The following is a 16,713-nucleotide window of genomic DNA, read 5'->3' as shown; positions in this document are numbered from 1 at the left end:
CAACCATCTACAGTTCAGATTCTGATTTTAAAAGAGGCGAAAATGAATATAATTCTACTTCAAAACATGTCGATAATACTGATTACTGCGGTAATCGTATTGCTGATTTTCAACAAGCTGAAGCTGCCGACAATGATCGGCCTTTTTATAACAGGTATTGTTCTTGGCCATGCCATCAACGACACAACACTGATATCAAGCCTTTCAGAGCTTGGCGTGATATTTCTGCTTTTCATTATCGGTCTTGAGTTTTCAGAAGAGAAATTTTCATCGATAAAGCGCTATGCCCTTATAGGAGGTATCCTTCAGGTAGTCATAACGACATTTCTCATAAGCATTCTGGGAATGTTTTTAGGCCTTAACCTTAACAGCGCAATATTTCTGAGCTTTCTTGTGGCATTCTCATCAACTGCAATCGTCATGAAGGTCATGCAGCAAAAGCACATTACCCACTCACAGCAGGGAAGGGTAACGCTGGGTATTCTGATATTTCAGGACATTGCGGTAATCATCGTGATTCTTCTAACCCCAATTCTTGGAGGCCAGCAGCTTGAGATGGCAGCCCTTCCGACAGTTCTTTTGAAAGTCGTCGGACTTGGAGCAATCATATTCGTCGGAGCCAAATGGTTCATTCCCCTGGCGCTCAGGGATGCTGCAAAAACCAAAAACAGAGATCTGTTCCTATTGCTGACACTGTTCATCTGTATGGGAACCACATTTGCAACAAGCCTGATTGGAATAGGACCGGAGCTTGGAGCGTTCATTGCAGGGCTTCTGATTTCAAATACCGACTATTCCCATCAGACATTGGGTTACATCCAGCCATTTCAGGACGTGTTCTTAAGCCTGTTTTTCATAAGTATCGGTCTTATGGTCAATCTGCATCTGTTTTTGGCAAACATCGGCATTATCATCGCACTGACAGCTGCAATACTTCTAATCAACTTTACTGCAACGCTCATTACAGGAATGGCATTGAAGCTTCCCTCCAAAGTTTCAATAAGCATTGCCATTCTTTTAAGCCAGATTGGAGAGTTCTCTTTTGTTCTTGCCCGTGAAGGAATGGCATATGGGCTTATGACAAAGGAGTTCTTTTCAATATTTCTGGGAGTAAGCATCCTTACAATGTCCTCCACACCGTTTTTAGAAAAGCTGACTCCTAAAATCGTTAAGGCATTTTCAAAAATCAGTTATTTCAAGGTGGATGAAGATTTAAAGACCCTGCCGGAAGAGATTGAGGAAGCACAGGAAATCCAGGACCATGTGATACTGGTCGGTATGGGTCTCAACGGAAAGCAGATGGCAAAGGCATGCAGCCAGTTTCACATTCCCTACCGCATCGTTGACATGAATCCTGTGATTGTTGAAAACAACCAGGCTCTTGGAATTCCCATTATCTATGGAAAGGCATCCAATGAAAGTGTTTTAAAGGAACTCAACATCACATCCGCACTCTGCATAGTCATTTCGGCCTCAACACTTGAGGAAACCCTCAAGACAATCGATGCCGCCAAAAGACTTAATCCCGACATTCACATCATCGTGCGTACACGCTATCTCAAATATATTGATGAGGTAATTGATGCGGGAGCCGATGAGGTCATTCCTAAGGAGTTTGAAACAAGCATCATGATGTTTACACGCATCATGGACTACTACAACAAGGACATCGATGAGATTACCGATGCCGTAAACGACCTCAGATCAGACAACTACGATGCATTCAGAAACGTCACATCAGAAGACATTTCATCATATCTCAACTACAAATACACCGATTTGGAAATCGATTCTCTAAGAGTGAGTGAAAATACTCATCTTGACGATTTGCCGTTCAAGGAAAACAACCTGAAGGTTACAGGCGTTGTGCGCGGAGAGGACACATTCATTGAGGTCGGCTCCGATTTCAAGTTCCTGGAGGATGATTTGATACTGTTTATCGGCCACCGGGAAAACATCAACAAGTTTTTTGAAAACATTTAAATAGAATGAAGCACAATATATACACAAGGTGATAATATGTATATAACAATAATTGCATTCAACAATATGCATGGCGCCAAACCATTGAAAATTGACTCAATAGTCAAGCTTGTCAAGGACCCCGACAACCATTACGACTCAGAAGCTATAGCATGCGAAATGAGACATTTTGGACAAATCGGCTATGTGGCAAACAGTACCAAAACCGTTGTAAAAGGATGTATGAGCGCAGGAAGACTGTATGATAAGATAAACGACATATATTTTGCCAGAATTCAGTTCATTACAGGATCAACTGCAATAGCAAGAGTGCTGAGCTCAGACGAATACATAAATGAAGTTGAAAATCCCGAAAGTGATGTGCATTACCTATGCGACAATCCGTCAAAAGTCGATGTGGATTTCATCAAAAAACATTTCTAGGAGGCAATTGCATGATAAGTGCCCTTAAAAGTGAAATCGAATTTTTGGACTCCCAGGTCCACAAAAACATGGCAATAATTCCAATCAAAACACCGATAAACTATAACATTGACATTCTCACCCTTAAAAAGGGTTTTGAACTTGGCCTTGTTGAAGTCAAGGAATGTGAAAAGCCACAGGTAAACACCCTTATTGTAGTAAACAACTCAGTCAGCCCTCTTCTTTTGGTTGACGGTGAGGAAATCATAGGAGGAGACCAGAACCGTATCGTAAATGCGACCGTCATTATAGATGCGCAAAGCGAGATGCACATTCCTGTAAACTGTACAGAACACGGCCGCTGGGGATACAAACATGAATTCAAACCATCAGAATATATCCTCAACTCACGAACACGCTTTGCAAAGACACACGCAAGAAGATCAAACAGGGACGTTCAAACAGAAGTCTGGAATTCAATCGACAGACTTGAAAGCCTCCATAATGTCTCATCCAAAACACAAGCAATGAGCGAAACCTACGAGCGCAAAAAAACAGATTTGAATGAACTTGTAAAGTCATTTGAGATTTGCAAAGGCCAGACCGGCGTTGTCATTATCATTGACGGTGAGGTAAAGGGCTTTGAAATCTTTTTCAACGCTGAAATCTATGCGGAATACCATGAAAAGATTCTTAAAAGCTATCTTATCGATGCCGAAATCAAGGATTCAGCATTTACTGTCAATGTCGATACCGCACGTGAGATTATTTCAAAGGCCTGTGAGAGCGAATTTAGTGAAGTCGGCTCAACCGGTCTTGAGAAATCCTTTGAATTTAAAAATGAGGAAGGACTGGGAAATCTCTACAGCTTTAAGGATGAAATAATACACGTATCATATATGATTGGTGATGAAAAGGAATTTGGAATGGATGAAGCTCACCCGAACTCAGGCCGGGCTGATTTCATAGTCTGATGTTTAAATCATCCATCATTTTTTCTATTTTTTTATTTAGTCTTTCGATGTTTTGCGTAATTTCCTGCTTTTGGTTTTTCAAATCATCAAGATCAATGAATTCGCCTTCGAAAGTATCAACGTATCTTGCAATTGAGAGATTGAAATCATCATCCTTTATTTCGGATACTTTGACTACATTTGAGAACCTCTCAACAGTCTGGCGGTTTTTATAGACATCATTTACTCTTTTTAATGTGGCCTCGTCAAGAATCAGGTTTCTTCTAAATGCACCCTGAGTTGCGTATGGCGCCTTTTTGGTTTTAAAGTCATTTGACATGTCAATGAATATTATGTCATCTGTCCGTTTATGCTTTTTGAAAACCACAATGACTTCTACCCTTGAATGTCTTGTAAGCTCATCCGGAATGGATATTATTGCGTCAATGCAGTTTTTCTCACATGTAAGGTATTTTCTAAGTGTTTCAAGTGAGTTTTTAACAAGAAAGCTTTGAGACATTGACACTACCATGATTCCGTCGTCCTTAAGGCTGTTTATCATGTTGATTAAAAAGAGGTATTCGCTTCGCTCAAGTGAAGCATACTGGCCTGTGAATCCAGGACGGGTGTCGAGATCCATCTTGCTTATCAGATTATCAAGTGCGCTTTTAAGCTCGTCGTTGTCCTCAAACATCTCCGGGTTCATGTCGAAATTCTTGGAAAGCAAATCCTGGATTTCGTTTTTGCGGGTCTGCCTGACAAGATTGTGGTTTTGAGAGAAGTTAAGTCTTCTTAGGTTTCTTGAGGTGATTGGTGGAATTCTTGACATTATAACATCAAAGCTTACTGCAGAATCGCTTATAGGCTCAAAAGGAGTGTCGAGCTCTGAGTAAACCCTATCCAAATCAAAGTGATTCATCAAAAGCTTTACAATGCTGCAGCAGTAGGTTATCTGGTCATGGCTTTTTGCATATGTCCTATCCCATGAAAAGTCCCCGTTTGAGTAAAGATTGACAAGCATTGATGCATCGTTTAAAAACGGATTGAATACAGTTTGAGGACTTTCGGCATTTGATGAAACGATTGATGATATTATGTAGCTGATGTAGTCGGGATCGTGGTCTACAAGAATAGGTTTTGTCTGGCAAACCCTGTCAAACACCCTGGAGTATGGAAATTCCTCTTCAAACACGTCAAGGCTTGAAATGCCATGGATGATGTCCTTCATTATCAAATGCTTTTCTCCTTCAAACTCGAATTTGTTGAAGTTGACCGATTTGTGGACGCTTTCAAAAATAAATGAGAAATAGTTTTCATAGTTTGAACCCGGCTGAAATTCCACGTTTCCTGCAAAGGCTTCGAAAAACTTGTGCATGTAAAATACTCCGTTTACAACATCATCCATGAAATATATGGAATCATGGATGAAATATCCGAATGTCTCAAGGGATTTCTCTCTGAATTCCATTCGTGTCTGTTTGTCAAGAAATGCCTCATCCAGGGTCATTTCCCTTGTCTGGATAAGGCTCATGAGATAATCCCTCAGGGTATCTGAGCAGTATTTGTATAAAAATGAATAGATGAGAAGATACTGTATGTCCTCGGACGGGTCGAGACGTCTGATTTTAGATGAAATCAATCGCATGATTCTATAGTTGTTGGATTTTGGCATCTATAGCTCCTCCCATAGCCTGTTAAGGATTCCTTCCTTAAGGTTTCTGTCATAGACCACAACCTTCATGTCTTCTGCCACCTTTTCGTTGATGGTATCCAGAAGCTCGCCGTATTTCTTTTGGATTTCAAAATCGGGAACTGCAAGCTCAAGCTCCTTAATCTGTTTTAGTGATGCGTGAGGAATTCTTTCTGTGCTTGCAAATTCATAAAGCTGCTTTTTTACATGAGCGTTTGTAAGCATGTGGGCTATAAAGGAAGGGTCATGGCCTTGCCTTAAGCGGATTACGGCAATCCTGTCACTTATCACCAGATTGGCCCTTTCAACACAAACGACATCATAAGGATACGGCATTTTCATCAGGACATCTCCCGGTTTGGTGAAATGGTGTGGTTTGATGCTTTCGGATTTCAGTCTGATTTTTTCAAAGTCATCGAGGATTCCATCCTTTTTGATTGATCTCTGGACGATGACTTCATGTTCGTCTCCTGTGTCTGTGAGATATCTTCTGTATGAAAGCCCGGAGAGGACCTCTGCGATATCCTTCAGTTTTACTTTGTTCATGTTTAACCTCTGGTAATATTTTTGGGTTTTCAAATATAAAAAATTAGGTCCCGAACACCCGATTCGGAACCATTTTTGCCCCAATGTGTCTTGCCCACATTGAGATGTGGTGCGGTACGTTGTGGTATTGTTCTATGTATGTGAAAAAGGTTGCCCTTTTCCACAGCATATACATTGATTTAAACAAGGTGAGTTGGCTGAAATAAGCATGCTTGCGGTTGTATGATTTTTGCCATACCTGCCGCTCCTGAAGGGAGAACAGGTATTTTATCTCCCTTCTAAGCCTATCCATTTCCTGGTAATTGGGTGATGATTCTAGGTTAAGTGTGTAATACTTATTTTGAAACTCCCTGATTTTTCTGTTCAAAAGCAGCTCCCTTTCATAGTAGGAGCTGTTTTTGGTTTTTTTCCGGCGTTTCATAATCGTCCCTATTGGTACAATCCGTCAACGTCATCCAAAAGCGGCACTTCGCTGACTTCTGATGAATCCACTTTTTCGGCGGATACACCTCCTATTACCCCAATGCTTTGTATGTTGTCCTTAAGGACAGTTGTTGAGGTAATTCCAGGGCCCTGCGGTGAAAGGACGAACAGATCCAAAAACAGGTCGTCTTCACCTACGATGAATGCAGGTTCAATCGGTTCTGATGATTTGGTTTGAACCTTAATCAAGATATGTTTTGCCTCGCTTTCACCTTCCATTCCGATTTCCCGTCTGATGGTTTCGTCAAGGCTTTTTACTTTGTCGCTCCAGTTGATTGGTACATGGTTGTTCACATTATCACATCCTATTTGATACTTTTCCACTTTCTGTGGTGGCGTTCGACTACATTTTCTTGAAATAAATTTGTTATTTCAAATGTATTTTTTTACATGAGATACAAATTTGTAATAATAGGTTGTATACAATAGTATATAAAACTTTCTATTTTGGTTAAATTTTCTAAAAAAATACAACCTAACTTACTACATACTATATTCTTGGTCGAGGTTATATATAAATGTTTTGCATTTTTTAAAAAAAAGCAGAAAAGTGAAAATGTGCAAAAACACAAAAATTAAAAAAAAATAGTAAAAAAAGCCAAAAAATACTATTCTTCAGCTTCTTTTTTGTCCTTCTTGACGATTCTCATCTTTTGATTTTCCTCGTCAACTTCCATAACTATAGGCTCTGATTCAACAGCTCCAGGGTCTTTTTCAACACATTCATTGATTTTCGCCTGGATTGTGCCGATATCTTCGGTGTCGATCAAATCAACTATTTCAAGCTGGTTCTGGAACCTTTCAATTCCTTCGAGGGGAACATTTTCAACAAAAGGAATCGCACCGGTTGCTCCGATGATTTTCTTTTTGTCCGGATCCGCTCCGCTTTCATATAACGCCTTGATGCTCTGGCCTGTAATGTGGCCCTGAACCTCAGCGCCTGTCACGATTAAAAAGCGAATGTTCGGGTTTGAAATGATGTTTGCAACAACCTTTTCTATACCTAAATTTTCTGTTTTGCATGGTCCTGCAATGGCCGCACCGGTCAGTTCAGCCTCGATGTGAGAAGCAAGAGTTGTAACGGCAACCGGACTTTCCGGATCGCCCACAACATAATCTCCGCTGATTACAGGCCAGCCGTCTGCAGGAGCTTTTTTATCAGCCATGATTAATCCTCCGTAATATGTATGTTTTTAAATATAACTTGAATTTATTTAAATATTTTCATGACAAACTATTTTTAACATATAACTCAAAGTAATAACAATGAATCTGGACACTGAAATATTCTATTTTATCAATCATGATTTGCAAAATCCGGTTTTTGATGCGATAATGCCAAATCTCACCAACTTCGGAGGGTTTGTAACACTTCTCTCGGCATGCATTGTTGCTGTCATTTTGCTTAAGTATTTAAAAAAGGACAGATATCTTGAAATCGCCAAGATGTGTCTGATTGCACTTATCCTATCCGGAATCATTGCCGCATGTGTGAAACTTTTAGTTCACCAGCCAAGGCCATTTGCAGTCCTTGACAATGTCCGCCAGCTTACGATTCCATCGGAGTCAAATTCGTTTCCATCAGGCCACACCTCATCAACGCTGTCCATAATAACGGTTCTTGTTTGGAAATTCAGAGATGAAAAATGGCTGGTTGCATTGCTCGCATGTTTTGGATTTCTTATCGGATTTTCAAGAATCTATTGCGGAGTGCATTTCCCACATGACATTCTGGCAGGTGCTTTAATTGGAATAATAAGTGGTGTGGTTGTATTAAAACTTAAAAAACAGTTTTAGAAGTATAAATCAGATGGCTTTCCGATATACTCAAAGTCATCCTTGTTTTCAAGGTATTTTACGCCTATGACCTTTCCGTCGGAAAATACAGTCACTACGCTCATGCCGTCATTGACATCTATGACAATGACCTTTTTGTTTTCGCCGCTTTCAGCTTCGATTTTAATTATATCCCCATTTTCAACCAAAATTGGTTCTTCAAATTCAGCACCAACGTCTGTGGAAAACCAATGTTGTGGCAGTTTAACCCTAATTCCTAAATCATCCAATACATCTTTTACATGCATATTAAAAACTCCTAAATTTAATTTTGTTATATCTATATGTCTTTTATATTTTAGAGAATATTTAAAGATTTTGTCACTAGTCAAGGGTTAACAGTAGACATAACCATTGTCCCACTTCGTAAAATTTATCCAAGAAGAGAATATTTATTTTAGTCTATAAAATTTACTCAAGAGTTTAAAATTGATTTAAAGCAATATTAAAGAGTTATACAATCAATAGATTTATATAATATCGATTTATAATAATTTACCTGAGAAACATGGGAGTAGTGCAAATGACTGAAAAAATACCAAGATACAAAAGGCTTAGCGAAGAGGTTGAAGATTACAAAAACACCATAATCCAAATGGATAAAGCAATTAATGAAAAAGAAGAAGAAATCAACAAAAAAGACCAAAAAATAACTGAAAAAGAAGAAGAAATCAACAAAAAAGACCAAAAAATAACTGAAAAAGAAGAAGAAATTAAAAAATTAAACGAAAAAATCAAAAGATTAAAAGAAAAAATTAACCGTCTTGAAAATGGCGGTTAAAAAACCATTTAAATTAAAAAATGAATCTTGGATTTGTCCAAATCATCGGGAGTGTGAGGTTCTGGCAATTTATCGACATGGCCTAAAGCCAGGATTCCAACAATCCTGTATTGGGAATCCACTTTGACAATGTCTCTTACAACTTCCTCTGCATCCACACCATCCCTGTCCCTTAGATGGATTTGAACCCAGCAGCTTCCCAAACCCAAATCAGTTGCCATCAGATGCATATATGTCAGTGCAATTGATGAGTCTTCACACCAGGTGTCAGCTAAAAATGTATCTGCAAGTACGACTATTGCCTTGTTTGCCCCTGCAAGCAGTTCGGCTCCATGATTTTTGGCCTTTGCCAATTGCTTTAATGTTTCCGGCCTTTCGACAACAAGAAAATTGCACGGTTTTCTGTTCATACTTGTAGGCGCAAGAAGCGCTGATTGAAGTATTTTTTCAAGCTCCTGTTTGGTTACTGGTTCGTCAGTGAATTTTCTTGAGCTTCTTCTTTTAAACATTACATCAATAAGTTCCATGACTAAATCTTTGTTTTGAAAAATATAAATAGGTTAGTAGTAGTCATCCAAATCAAGGATTGCTTCATAAACCCTTCTGGAGTTGTTTTTGTCATGGTATTTGAAAAATGTGTTGACCCTTGACTTGTACATGAGATTCATCCTGCAGTCGTTTTCGACAAGCTCCAGAATCTCGGCCTTCAAATCGTCATGGCTGTCCACTACCGGTCCGAAACCGTCAAGCTTATAGCTGAAATATGCGCTTTCGACATCGAAGTGATAGTCATTGTCGAACTGGTAGTATATCACCGGCTTTTTCATGTATGCAAAGTCAAAGGACACCGATGAAAAGTCGGTAATCATGATGCTTGCTGAGTTGAAGATTTGCCTGTAGTCGGTAAGGTCCAAATCGAACCTGACATCGGGATGGTGAGTGAATGTATCAATGAACTTGTGAAGGTTTCTGTGAGGCTTGAATATCACCTCAAAGCCCTCCTCGTTAAGTCTTGAAATCAGATCGCTGTCACTTATAAGCCCGTTGAAGTGCCTGTAGAAATTGCTTTGGACAAATTCGCTGGCGGACAGCTGGTCTAAGCTTCGCCTCCATGACGGCATTATGACAATCTGCTTTTGGGGATTGCTGTTTAAGCTGTCAAACCTTGGAAAGCCCAATGTCTTTATGATTTTTGGCGAATATCCGTAATCAGGATTTAAAAATGATTTTCTCTCGGCTTCAGAGGTTGTAACAAGCAATGCAAGAGGCTTGTCAAATTCATTAAGCCAGCTTGAAACGTTGTCCTTGGTAACGCCGTGCTGGAGAAATACCGTTCTTGATTTGGCGATTCCTGAAAGATACGGATAGTTTCCCCAAAACGGATAAATAAGAGCGTTGTCGGGGTGTGAGGTAATGATAAAATCGCTTAAAAGAACAAAAAGCCTGTGTTTGATTGAGCGGTATGCAAGGACATTTCCTACCTTTCTGACTTTCTCATACTGTTTTGAGCCCTTTCCGATGCCCAGCCATCTTTTAAGCTTGTGTGATTTTGAACCTGAGTGGTATTCATACTCGCTTTCCGGAGACTTGTCCAGAACAAAATAGGGTTTGATATCGGGATTTTTCTGTGCCGTTACATATTTGAAAAGCTCAAAGGCATTGTCTCCGGCAGCATTTGGCAGGTCCATGAAAATCCATATATGCCTGTTTAGGTAAAACGGAAATGCAAGAACATTGAGAAGTCTTAAAAATATGGCGGTCATCCATCCCTGGGAGCGGTTTTTAAGCATTGCCAAAGTGGTTTTGAACTCCAAAAACAAGGTTTTATACCATTTCTCCTTTACTATTGTAATGTCATTGTCTCCGATTATTGCAACGTCATGCTTTGACAGCTTGAATCTGGATGACTGGTTAAGCCTTGAAGTGTGGTTGTACTCGATTTTCAAATCGTTGTACTGTGTCTTGAAGGAAATGTTTGTGTTTGTTCTGAACAGAACGATTGACTTGAAGCAGTGGTTGTAGCCGTAATTGAAATTTAGCGAATAGTTGTCCCTTTGAGGATATCTTAAAGGTACTGCATCAATTTGCTTTCCGTCAACCTTGGCTATGATTTTTGTATCCTTTGTAAAGTTTGTCAAAATCCCCGTGATGTGGATTTCATAGTTGTTCATGAACTGAAAATTGTCTATAAACAGTGTGTTGAGCTTGAAGTTGTCAACGACATCATCCTTGTTGTCCAAATATCTCCAGCCATGCCTTTTCATGAGTATCACGTGAGCCTTCAGCGCCGCAGGTATTGAAAGCTGGGATAAGATGACATCCTCATCGATGTGTTTTAGTATTTCAAAGATGTTTTCATAAAGGCCCTTGATTTCAGCGCCTGTAAGGATATGGTCGATTTTTCTTATCTCAACAATCCACTGCAAATCATACATGAGCACATACTGGATGAATTTTGGAATCTCGCCGAAATTCTCCTTTGTATATTCTATAAGCTTTAGGAAATATTCCTCTATCCTTGTTGTGAAATATGATCTGGTGTTTGACGACGAGGTAATAAGGGAGTTTTGCGATCCGTCCTTTCTGTAGTGATATTTGTCTGTGGATAAAAATCCGATGTTGGGATTGTCCAGAAGCATCTGGTTTATCAGAAGGGCATCCTCTGAAACCTTCAGACTGTTGTTGAATGAATAGTTTTTAAGCTTTCGGGCTCTGATGAATGATGAAGGTCCTGAAAGTTGAATATAATTGGGATTTTCATAAAGATTAATGACCTGGCTTTTTTCAAACTTGAAATTCAGGTTATGAGGTCCCCTTTTAACCCCAAAATACTGGATAGGGATTGAAACTATGTCAATATTTTTGTGCTTTTCAAGAAACTTGTAGGCATGAAGAAAAGCGTTTTTAGACATTACATCATCGGCGTCAAGAAAGTTTATGATTTCTCCTTCAGCGTGTTTTAGCCCCTCATTTCTTGAATATGCAGGCCCCATGTTTTTTTCGTTTTTTATAAGCGTGATGTTTTTGGGATATTTTTCGGCGTACTCCTCAAGAACTTCCAGCGTATTGTCGCTGCTTTTATCATCAACAAGTATTATCTGGATGTTTTTTTTAAAATCAGTGCTTTGGTTGATGATTGAGTCAATGGCTTCACGGACATAGTCCTTTTTATTGTAGATTGCCATGACAACTGAAAACTTAAACGCCAAAATAAAAATCCTCCTTGCTATAATATTAGGTGTGAATGTATATAAATAGTGGGATTGGAAAAATCATTTTACGCAAAATCTGTTTTTGCCTGTGAAAAGAAGCGCTGTAAGATAGACTATCACATCGTCTGGAGATGAAAATCCGTTCAGGGTTTTCTCGATTTCATCAAAATCAAGAGTGTCTTCGTCTGGCTCATAAACAAACAAATCTGAATCGGATTTTTCCATCATTTCAATTTCCTCCTCGCCCCATCCGTGGGTTGAGTGGGGAGTCCAGAAGGTATCCTCATGGATGATTCTTAAAGGAGCGCCCGCATGGGTGGTGTTTGAGCGGACAGTCTTGTTTGAGACAACAGAGCCTGCCCCTATAATTGAACCTGAGCCAATCCTTGAGTTTTTAAAAACCATTGCGTTCTGGCCAAACCACACGTGGTCACCGACATATATGCTTCCCGCATGGTTTAGACGGTCCTTGGCGTCGGTATGGTAGATCGGATGGCCGTCTGAAGTCCTGAAAATCACATTGTATGAAATAAAGCATTCATCGCCCAGAATTATGTTTTTGGACTCTGATAAGACCAGACTTGTCCTGCCGTTGAAGAAATTGTTCTTTCCGATGAAGCATACGCTTTTTTTGTGAAGTGCAATGTTAACTGAATAGTCATGGATATTGCTTGAGAGGTATAAAACTGAATTGTCGAGGTTGAAATCGATTCTGGAATTCCACAGGTGCACGCCTTCCTCACAAATCAGTATATTGTTTTTTCCGGCAAAATTGATTTGGGAATTTGTGAGTTTCGGCAGCTCGCCGACGAATTCGTTTTCCTCAAGTTCAAGAAGTTGATTTGCATCTGTTATCTGCACGTTTTTCACCTTAGTATTAATATGATGTGGAAAATATTTAAGTTTTGCCTAAATGGACGTCTTAATATGCATAATCCCTCACGGAATATTGAGGTTCCCTGTAAAACACAGCTTCATAAATCAACGGTTCGCCGTCATTTGCCAACCTCAAGGGGATATCGCCGTGAGAATGCCTGCTTTGCTTAAAATGTGAAATCCCATCAATGACATCATCAATGACTTGAATCTCATTTAAAGTCAATGAGCTCAAGTCCGGCTCAGCCAAAGAGGAATATTGATAATTTGGACATTCTTCTATTTTTCCATCACCAACCAACTCTTCTATGGCTTTTTGGAAATGTGAAGGAACAGGACATCCTGTTTTTCGAACATATGTTTCTCCACTAATCGGTTGCTCATATTTTTCATAATAATCAAAATCGGAAAAATACAATAGTTTAAACAATGCAAAATTGTCACCTGATTCGCATCTGCTAATTATATAATGAATCATTGCTTTGAACTTATCTGAGTTATAGATTATGCTGTTATTCATCTTAAAACCTCAGCATTGTTAATATTCTATAACCTTTTTGACATATTAATATTTTCAAATGCCACGATAATTATTGCAAAAAAAAAAACAGATGTTTATGGCATTGGTTTAATGAAAAAGAAAAAAAGTGGATAATTTAGTCATCTGCTAAATTATCAAAGTATCCCTGGATAAATATGACTGGAGTTCCCTTATCTCCGGAACCGCTTGTCAAGTCACAAAGTGAACCGATAAGGTCAGTCAGCCTTCTTGGAGTTGTTCCTTCGGTAATCATCTGACCGGTGAGGTCCTTATCCTTTTTAAGGATTTCATTTTTGATAGCTTCCTTAAGCTCGTCGCCTTTCAAGTCGGCGTACTTGTTGTCTGAAACGTATTTCAGTTTGATTTCATTTGGAGTACCTATAAGTCCGTCTGTGTGTGCAGGTGATACTACAGGGTCTGCAAGCTCCCAGATTTTTCCGACAGGATCCTTGAAAGCGCCGTCACCGTAAACCATTACTTCGATTTGTTTTCCGGTCAGGTCAATCAGTCTTTTTTGAACTTCCCTTACCAGTGCGTCACCGGTTCTTGGGAAGAGTTTGAGTTTCTCTTCGGTTGCCTTGTTTGATCCTAGAAGTCCGTAGTCAGGATTGTAGCCTGAATTGCCAACAGGTTCTGTCAGTACCTGGTGCATACCGTATACGTTGGCTCCCAAATCCTTTAAAAGTTTTGTGGTCTTGTCCCTTGTGTGGATGTCACAGGTCAAAACGTCATTGGTATAGTCAAGGATTGTCTTAACGTCGTTTGAAAATACGAATTCGACTTCACAGTCTTCGCTTTCAATCAGCTCACGGTAAAAATCAATCATGTTGATTCCGGTGAAAGGGTGAATCCATGAACCGAAAGTCTCGTAGTATTCGTCTTCTGTAATTGTGCTTCCCAAGTGGTATTCGCTTTTATCCAGAATCCCTTCATCCAAAATTCCGTTTCCCACTTCATCTGCCGGGAAGGATGTCTGAAGTGTAATCTTATCCATCCCTCTTGCAATACCCTTGAGGACAATTGAAAATCTGTTTCTGCTTAAAATCGGATTTACAACCCCAATATTTTTGGAAGGGAATTTGTTTTCCAAATCTTTAGCAACATCATCTACGGTTACATAGTTTCCTTCAGAAATTCCCACAACCGCTTCTGTGATTGCGACAACATCCTTGTCCTTGAACTCAAAGCCTTCGGCTTCCTTTGCATTCATCAATGAATCTACAACTATTGTAGCCAAATCATCGTTTTCCTTAATAATCGGTGTTCTTATACCACGTACTACAGTACCCACACATCTCATGAATATTTCTCCTAAAAAAATGTTGGTTGGAAATGCATTTCCAACAACCCATTTATTATATATAATTCAAGTTATATAAGTTTTAGAGTCGGCAAAGCTACTTCCACCAGTCGAGTTCTGCCTCGTTGAGGCCCATATCGGATGGCCTGAAAAAAGGGTTCATACCAGTTTTATCTGTTTTTTGAAGTCTTTCAAACATCCTATTGCAATATTGTGGTTGAAACACCGATGATGTTACCTGTTTCGACCCTTGAGGCAGTGGATACAAGCATCACCTGAAGAGAGGATATAGAATCCTTATCATATGAAGGTTCAAAAAGAAGTCTTACCGACTCCCGAAACAGTCTTATCTGAACGCCCTTTGTTTTTATTCTAAAATAAAGTTCGACGATTGTCATTACTATAATCAAAACCGGACAGTACATGAAACCATCGATTTGAGTTAAAATAGTAACCAGCATGAATTTTCCCCATTAATTTATTTTGATTACCTAATATTAATTTCATCCAAAAATTGCAACACTTTAATGCAACGGACACCCAATTGTTCACAAACAAAGGGCATACTTCTTTGAGGATGATTTCTGGAACTCTCTTCAGAAACCACAGTAATGTCAGAATCTGCCATAGCACATGCTATCAAATGAGGATCAGCCCAATAACCATCATTTTCATTCATACCGTGAGAGATAAATACAGAAAATTCTTCGGAATTTAATAATTCCGCCACATTACCTGATTCTTTATCGGTAAGTTCTCTAAAATATTCTTCATAATCATCCCAATAACTTTGAGAATCTTTTAATTCCTCAAATGCTTCCCTAACAGAGAATAATTCACCACATTCAAACATTTGATTTAATTTATGGTATATCGGTTGAAAAATAGGAATATCAATAGGATAACGCACTTCCAATTCAATAAGGGAAGATGCATCAATAACATATTTTACCATTGCCAATCACCCAAACAATATTTCCTGTAGTTTTGGGATTTGATTTTGACCTAGATTAGCAAATTTAGAAAATTCAAGGGAAGTTATTATTCCACTATCATATGCCTCCAAAATCAGCGCATAAAATGGCCTTCCATTGTATTTAATTTGGTTATATAAATAATTTCCACCAGATTCATCAAAGTTAACATTCCCATTATTCTCAAAATCCTGTTCTGTTCTTAAATTATATTCTGCCTGGGAAATGTTTTTAGTGTCAAGCAATCGCCTATAAATCACGTGCTGACTTACGCCATATCTGTTAGACAAATCTTTTACTGATTCGTCAATATTTTCAAACAAATCGCATCCTGGCACTAAAAATTCTCCTGCAACGGAATTGCAGAAAATTTCAATATCCCTATCCAAATCATCACCACATATTGCACTTTCACCCAACAGCAAATGTGTTAACTCATGGAATAATGTGAATATCCTTCCATTTGGACTGTCTTTTCCATTCAGTAAAATTATGGGCATTTCATCGTGAAAAATGCATAATCCTCTCATCTCATTAATAAAAACACCTTCAGTTTCAAATATAAGCACTCCTAATTTTTTTGTAATGATATTTTTCCAATTATTCAGATAGGAGTAATGTTTCTTTTCAATATACCAAGATTTTTGAGTTTCTAAAGAAACATCCAACACATCACGAATATAATTTGAAAACATTTTTTTATTATGGGTCAAATTGGGTATTTCAAATTTTATAACATCCTCATTCAACTCTTCAAGCAATTCCCTAAAAATAAGCCTTCTTCTTTCTGATTTATGAATGCATTCAATTAAAGCAGGTGAATTTTCACCCGGAATGGATTCAAAGTCCAGTTTGCGATAATTAATCAAAGTTGGCAACTCATTTAAAATAGGTGGCTGGTCCATGAAAAAGAAGGCTGTAGGCACATTAAATTTTTGACTGACCTTTCTTAATTGTTTCCATGTGGGATATACATCCCCTTTTTCCCATTTATGGTATCTAGTTTTAATATCAAGGGGTAAATCATCCTCATATCCATTTGTAAAGCCTGCACGAAGCCTGGCCCATTGCATCATTTTCGGATTTATTTTTGCCCTATTACCCATATTATCAAACCTTACTTTATTGTAACATTT

19 protein-coding genes are annotated in these 16,713 nt (G+C 38.7%); 5 read left to right on the top strand and 14 right to left on the bottom strand.

All coding sequences use genetic code 11. The features are described 5' to 3' along the window. Positions 1-42: 42 nt before the first annotated feature. The 3 genes from Q0W04_RS05410 to Q0W04_RS05400 are packed head-to-tail and all read left to right on the top strand — an operon-like array spanning position 43 to position 3,359. Positions 43-1,983: a cation:proton antiporter gene (locus tag Q0W04_RS05410; RefSeq protein ID WP_298501105.1), complete on the top strand. Its 1,941-nt coding sequence runs from the start codon at positions 43-45 to the stop codon at positions 1,981-1,983. Positions 1,984-2,019: 36 nt separating this feature from the next. Beyond that, positions 2,020-2,406 carry an HIRAN domain-containing protein gene (locus Q0W04_RS05405; RefSeq protein ID WP_298501103.1) on the top strand — a complete coding sequence of 129 codons (387 nt, stop codon included), beginning with the start codon at positions 2,020-2,022 and terminating at the stop codon, positions 2,404-2,406. 11 nt (positions 2,407-2,417) lie between these two features. Further along, positions 2,418-3,359: an ARPP-1 family domain-containing protein gene (locus Q0W04_RS05400; protein ID WP_298501101.1), complete on the top strand. Its 942-nt coding sequence runs from the start codon at positions 2,418-2,420 to the stop codon at positions 3,357-3,359. Here the strand turns inward: Q0W04_RS05400 and Q0W04_RS05395 are convergent. The 5 genes from Q0W04_RS05395 to mtrA form a co-directional block, all read right to left on the bottom strand. Next, positions 3,349-5,010 carry an N-6 DNA methylase gene (locus tag Q0W04_RS05395; protein WP_298501099.1) on the bottom strand — a complete coding sequence of 554 codons (1,662 nt, stop codon included), beginning with the start codon at positions 5,008-5,010 and terminating at the stop codon, positions 3,349-3,351. The two genes, Q0W04_RS05400 and Q0W04_RS05395, sit on opposite strands and share 11 nt — an antisense overlap. Beyond that, entirely contained in the window at positions 5,011-5,574 is a 564-nt protein-coding gene (locus Q0W04_RS05390; protein WP_298501097.1) for a restriction endonuclease subunit S, read from the bottom strand. It lies immediately after the preceding gene. 43 nt (positions 5,575-5,617) lie between these two features. Then, the gene (locus tag Q0W04_RS05385) at positions 5,618-5,995 is read right to left on the bottom strand and encodes a hypothetical protein (protein ID WP_298501094.1); all 378 of its coding nucleotides are present in this window, start codon (positions 5,993-5,995) and stop codon (positions 5,618-5,620) included. An 8-nt stretch (positions 5,996-6,003) separates the two neighbouring features. Continuing rightward, positions 6,004-6,351, bottom strand: coding sequence for a hypothetical protein (locus tag Q0W04_RS05380; protein WP_298501092.1), 348 nt, complete (start codon positions 6,349-6,351; stop codon positions 6,004-6,006). Positions 6,352-6,665: 314 nt separating this feature from the next. After that, the gene (mtrA, locus tag Q0W04_RS05375; RefSeq protein ID WP_298501090.1) at positions 6,666-7,223 is read right to left on the bottom strand and encodes a tetrahydromethanopterin S-methyltransferase subunit A; all 558 of its coding nucleotides are present in this window, start codon (positions 7,221-7,223) and stop codon (positions 6,666-6,668) included. Between the two features lie 100 nt (positions 7,224-7,323). Between mtrA and Q0W04_RS05370 the strand changes: the two genes are divergently transcribed. Then, positions 7,324-7,854 (top strand): phosphatase PAP2 family protein, encoded by a 531-nt coding sequence (locus Q0W04_RS05370; RefSeq protein WP_298501088.1) that lies wholly within the window; start codon positions 7,324-7,326, stop codon positions 7,852-7,854. On the opposite strand, the gene Q0W04_RS05365 is transcribed toward Q0W04_RS05370, so the two are convergent. Then, on the bottom strand, positions 7,851-8,141 hold the full coding sequence (locus Q0W04_RS05365) for a hypothetical protein (protein ID WP_298501086.1): 291 nt from the start codon (positions 8,139-8,141) through the stop codon (positions 7,851-7,853). The two genes, Q0W04_RS05370 and Q0W04_RS05365, sit on opposite strands and share 4 nt — an antisense overlap. A gap of 275 nt (positions 8,142-8,416) precedes the next feature. On the opposite strand from Q0W04_RS05365, the gene Q0W04_RS05360 reads away from it, so the two are divergent. Then, positions 8,417-8,674 carry a hypothetical protein gene (locus Q0W04_RS05360; protein WP_298501084.1) on the top strand — a complete coding sequence of 86 codons (258 nt, stop codon included), beginning with the start codon at positions 8,417-8,419 and terminating at the stop codon, positions 8,672-8,674. An 8-nt stretch (positions 8,675-8,682) separates the two neighbouring features. Here the strand turns inward: Q0W04_RS05360 and Q0W04_RS05355 are convergent, their stop codons facing one another. The 8 genes from Q0W04_RS05355 to Q0W04_RS05320 all read right to left on the bottom strand — a co-directional run bounded on the left by Q0W04_RS05355 (position 8,683) and on the right by Q0W04_RS05320 (position 16,683). After that, positions 8,683-9,201, bottom strand: a complete 519-nt coding sequence (locus Q0W04_RS05355; RefSeq protein ID WP_298501082.1) for a nitroreductase family protein — start codon at positions 9,199-9,201, stop codon at positions 8,683-8,685. Positions 9,202-9,234: 33 nt separating this feature from the next. Beyond that, positions 9,235-11,883 carry a glycosyltransferase gene (locus Q0W04_RS05350; RefSeq protein WP_298501080.1) on the bottom strand — a complete coding sequence of 883 codons (2,649 nt, stop codon included), beginning with the start codon at positions 11,881-11,883 and terminating at the stop codon, positions 9,235-9,237. A gap of 63 nt (positions 11,884-11,946) precedes the next feature. Beyond that, positions 11,947-12,747: an acyltransferase gene (locus Q0W04_RS05345; RefSeq protein ID WP_298501079.1), complete on the bottom strand. Its 801-nt coding sequence runs from the start codon at positions 12,745-12,747 to the stop codon at positions 11,947-11,949. Positions 12,748-12,808: 61 nt separating this feature from the next. After that, positions 12,809-13,282, bottom strand: coding sequence for a Panacea domain-containing protein (locus tag Q0W04_RS05340; protein WP_298501078.1), 474 nt, complete (start codon positions 13,280-13,282; stop codon positions 12,809-12,811). Positions 13,283-13,418: 136 nt separating this feature from the next. Next, entirely contained in the window at positions 13,419-14,603 is a 1,185-nt protein-coding gene (locus Q0W04_RS05335; protein ID WP_298501077.1) for a coenzyme F420-0:L-glutamate ligase, read from the bottom strand. Positions 14,604-14,803: 200 nt separating this feature from the next. Beyond that, positions 14,804-15,064: an alanine:cation symporter family protein gene (locus Q0W04_RS05330; RefSeq protein ID WP_298501076.1), complete on the bottom strand. Its 261-nt coding sequence runs from the start codon at positions 15,062-15,064 to the stop codon at positions 14,804-14,806. A 26-nt stretch (positions 15,065-15,090) separates the two neighbouring features. Further along, entirely contained in the window at positions 15,091-15,558 is a 468-nt protein-coding gene (locus Q0W04_RS05325) for a DUF4411 family protein (protein WP_298501074.1), read from the bottom strand. A 6-nt stretch (positions 15,559-15,564) separates the two neighbouring features. Further along, on the bottom strand, positions 15,565-16,683 hold the full coding sequence (locus Q0W04_RS05320) for an ImmA/IrrE family metallo-endopeptidase (protein ID WP_298501072.1): 1,119 nt from the start codon (positions 16,681-16,683) through the stop codon (positions 15,565-15,567). Positions 16,684-16,713: the final 30 nt, after the last annotated feature.

This window comes from uncultured Methanobrevibacter sp. (assembly GCF_947170395.1).
Lineage (GTDB): Archaea > Methanobacteriota > Methanobacteria > Methanobacteriales > Methanobacteriaceae > Methanocatella.
Note: the sequence above shows the minus strand (reverse complement) of the source record. Positions and strands in the feature narration are given on the sequence as shown.

Coding starts and splice junctions, on each gene's coding strand:
- Q0W04_RS05325 (WP_298501074.1), bottom strand. CDS start 15,558: ATGGTAAAATATGTTATTGATGCATCTTCCCTTATTGAATTGGAAGTG.
- Q0W04_RS05400 (WP_298501101.1), top strand. CDS start 2,418: ATGATAAGTGCCCTTAAAAGTGAAATCGAATTTTTGGACTCCCAGGTC.
- Q0W04_RS05360 (WP_298501084.1), top strand. CDS start 8,417: ATGACTGAAAAAATACCAAGATACAAAAGGCTTAGCGAAGAGGTTGAA.
- Q0W04_RS05385 (WP_298501094.1), bottom strand. CDS start 5,995: ATGAAACGCCGGAAAAAAACCAAAAACAGCTCCTACTATGAAAGGGAG.
- Q0W04_RS05340 (WP_298501078.1), bottom strand. CDS start 13,282: ATGAATAACAGCATAATCTATAACTCAGATAAGTTCAAAGCAATGATT.
- Q0W04_RS05370 (WP_298501088.1), top strand. CDS start 7,324: ATGAATCTGGACACTGAAATATTCTATTTTATCAATCATGATTTGCAA.
- Q0W04_RS05405 (WP_298501103.1), top strand. CDS start 2,020: ATGTATATAACAATAATTGCATTCAACAATATGCATGGCGCCAAACCA.
- Q0W04_RS05320 (WP_298501072.1), bottom strand. CDS start 16,683: ATGGGTAATAGGGCAAAAATAAATCCGAAAATGATGCAATGGGCCAGG.
- mtrA (WP_298501090.1), bottom strand. CDS start 7,223: ATGGCTGATAAAAAAGCTCCTGCAGACGGCTGGCCTGTAATCAGCGGA.
- Q0W04_RS05365 (WP_298501086.1), bottom strand. CDS start 8,141: ATGCATGTAAAAGATGTATTGGATGATTTAGGAATTAGGGTTAAACTG.
- Q0W04_RS05390 (WP_298501097.1), bottom strand. CDS start 5,574: ATGAACAAAGTAAAACTGAAGGATATCGCAGAGGTCCTCTCCGGGCTT.
- Q0W04_RS05355 (WP_298501082.1), bottom strand. CDS start 9,201: ATGGAACTTATTGATGTAATGTTTAAAAGAAGAAGCTCAAGAAAATTC.
- Q0W04_RS05395 (WP_298501099.1), bottom strand. CDS start 5,010: ATGCCAAAATCCAACAACTATAGAATCATGCGATTGATTTCATCTAAA.
- Q0W04_RS05330 (WP_298501076.1), bottom strand. CDS start 15,064: ATGCTGGTTACTATTTTAACTCAAATCGATGGTTTCATGTACTGTCCG.
- Q0W04_RS05410 (WP_298501105.1), top strand. CDS start 43: ATGAATATAATTCTACTTCAAAACATGTCGATAATACTGATTACTGCG.
- Q0W04_RS05335 (WP_298501077.1), bottom strand. CDS start 14,603: ATGAGATGTGTGGGTACTGTAGTACGTGGTATAAGAACACCGATTATT.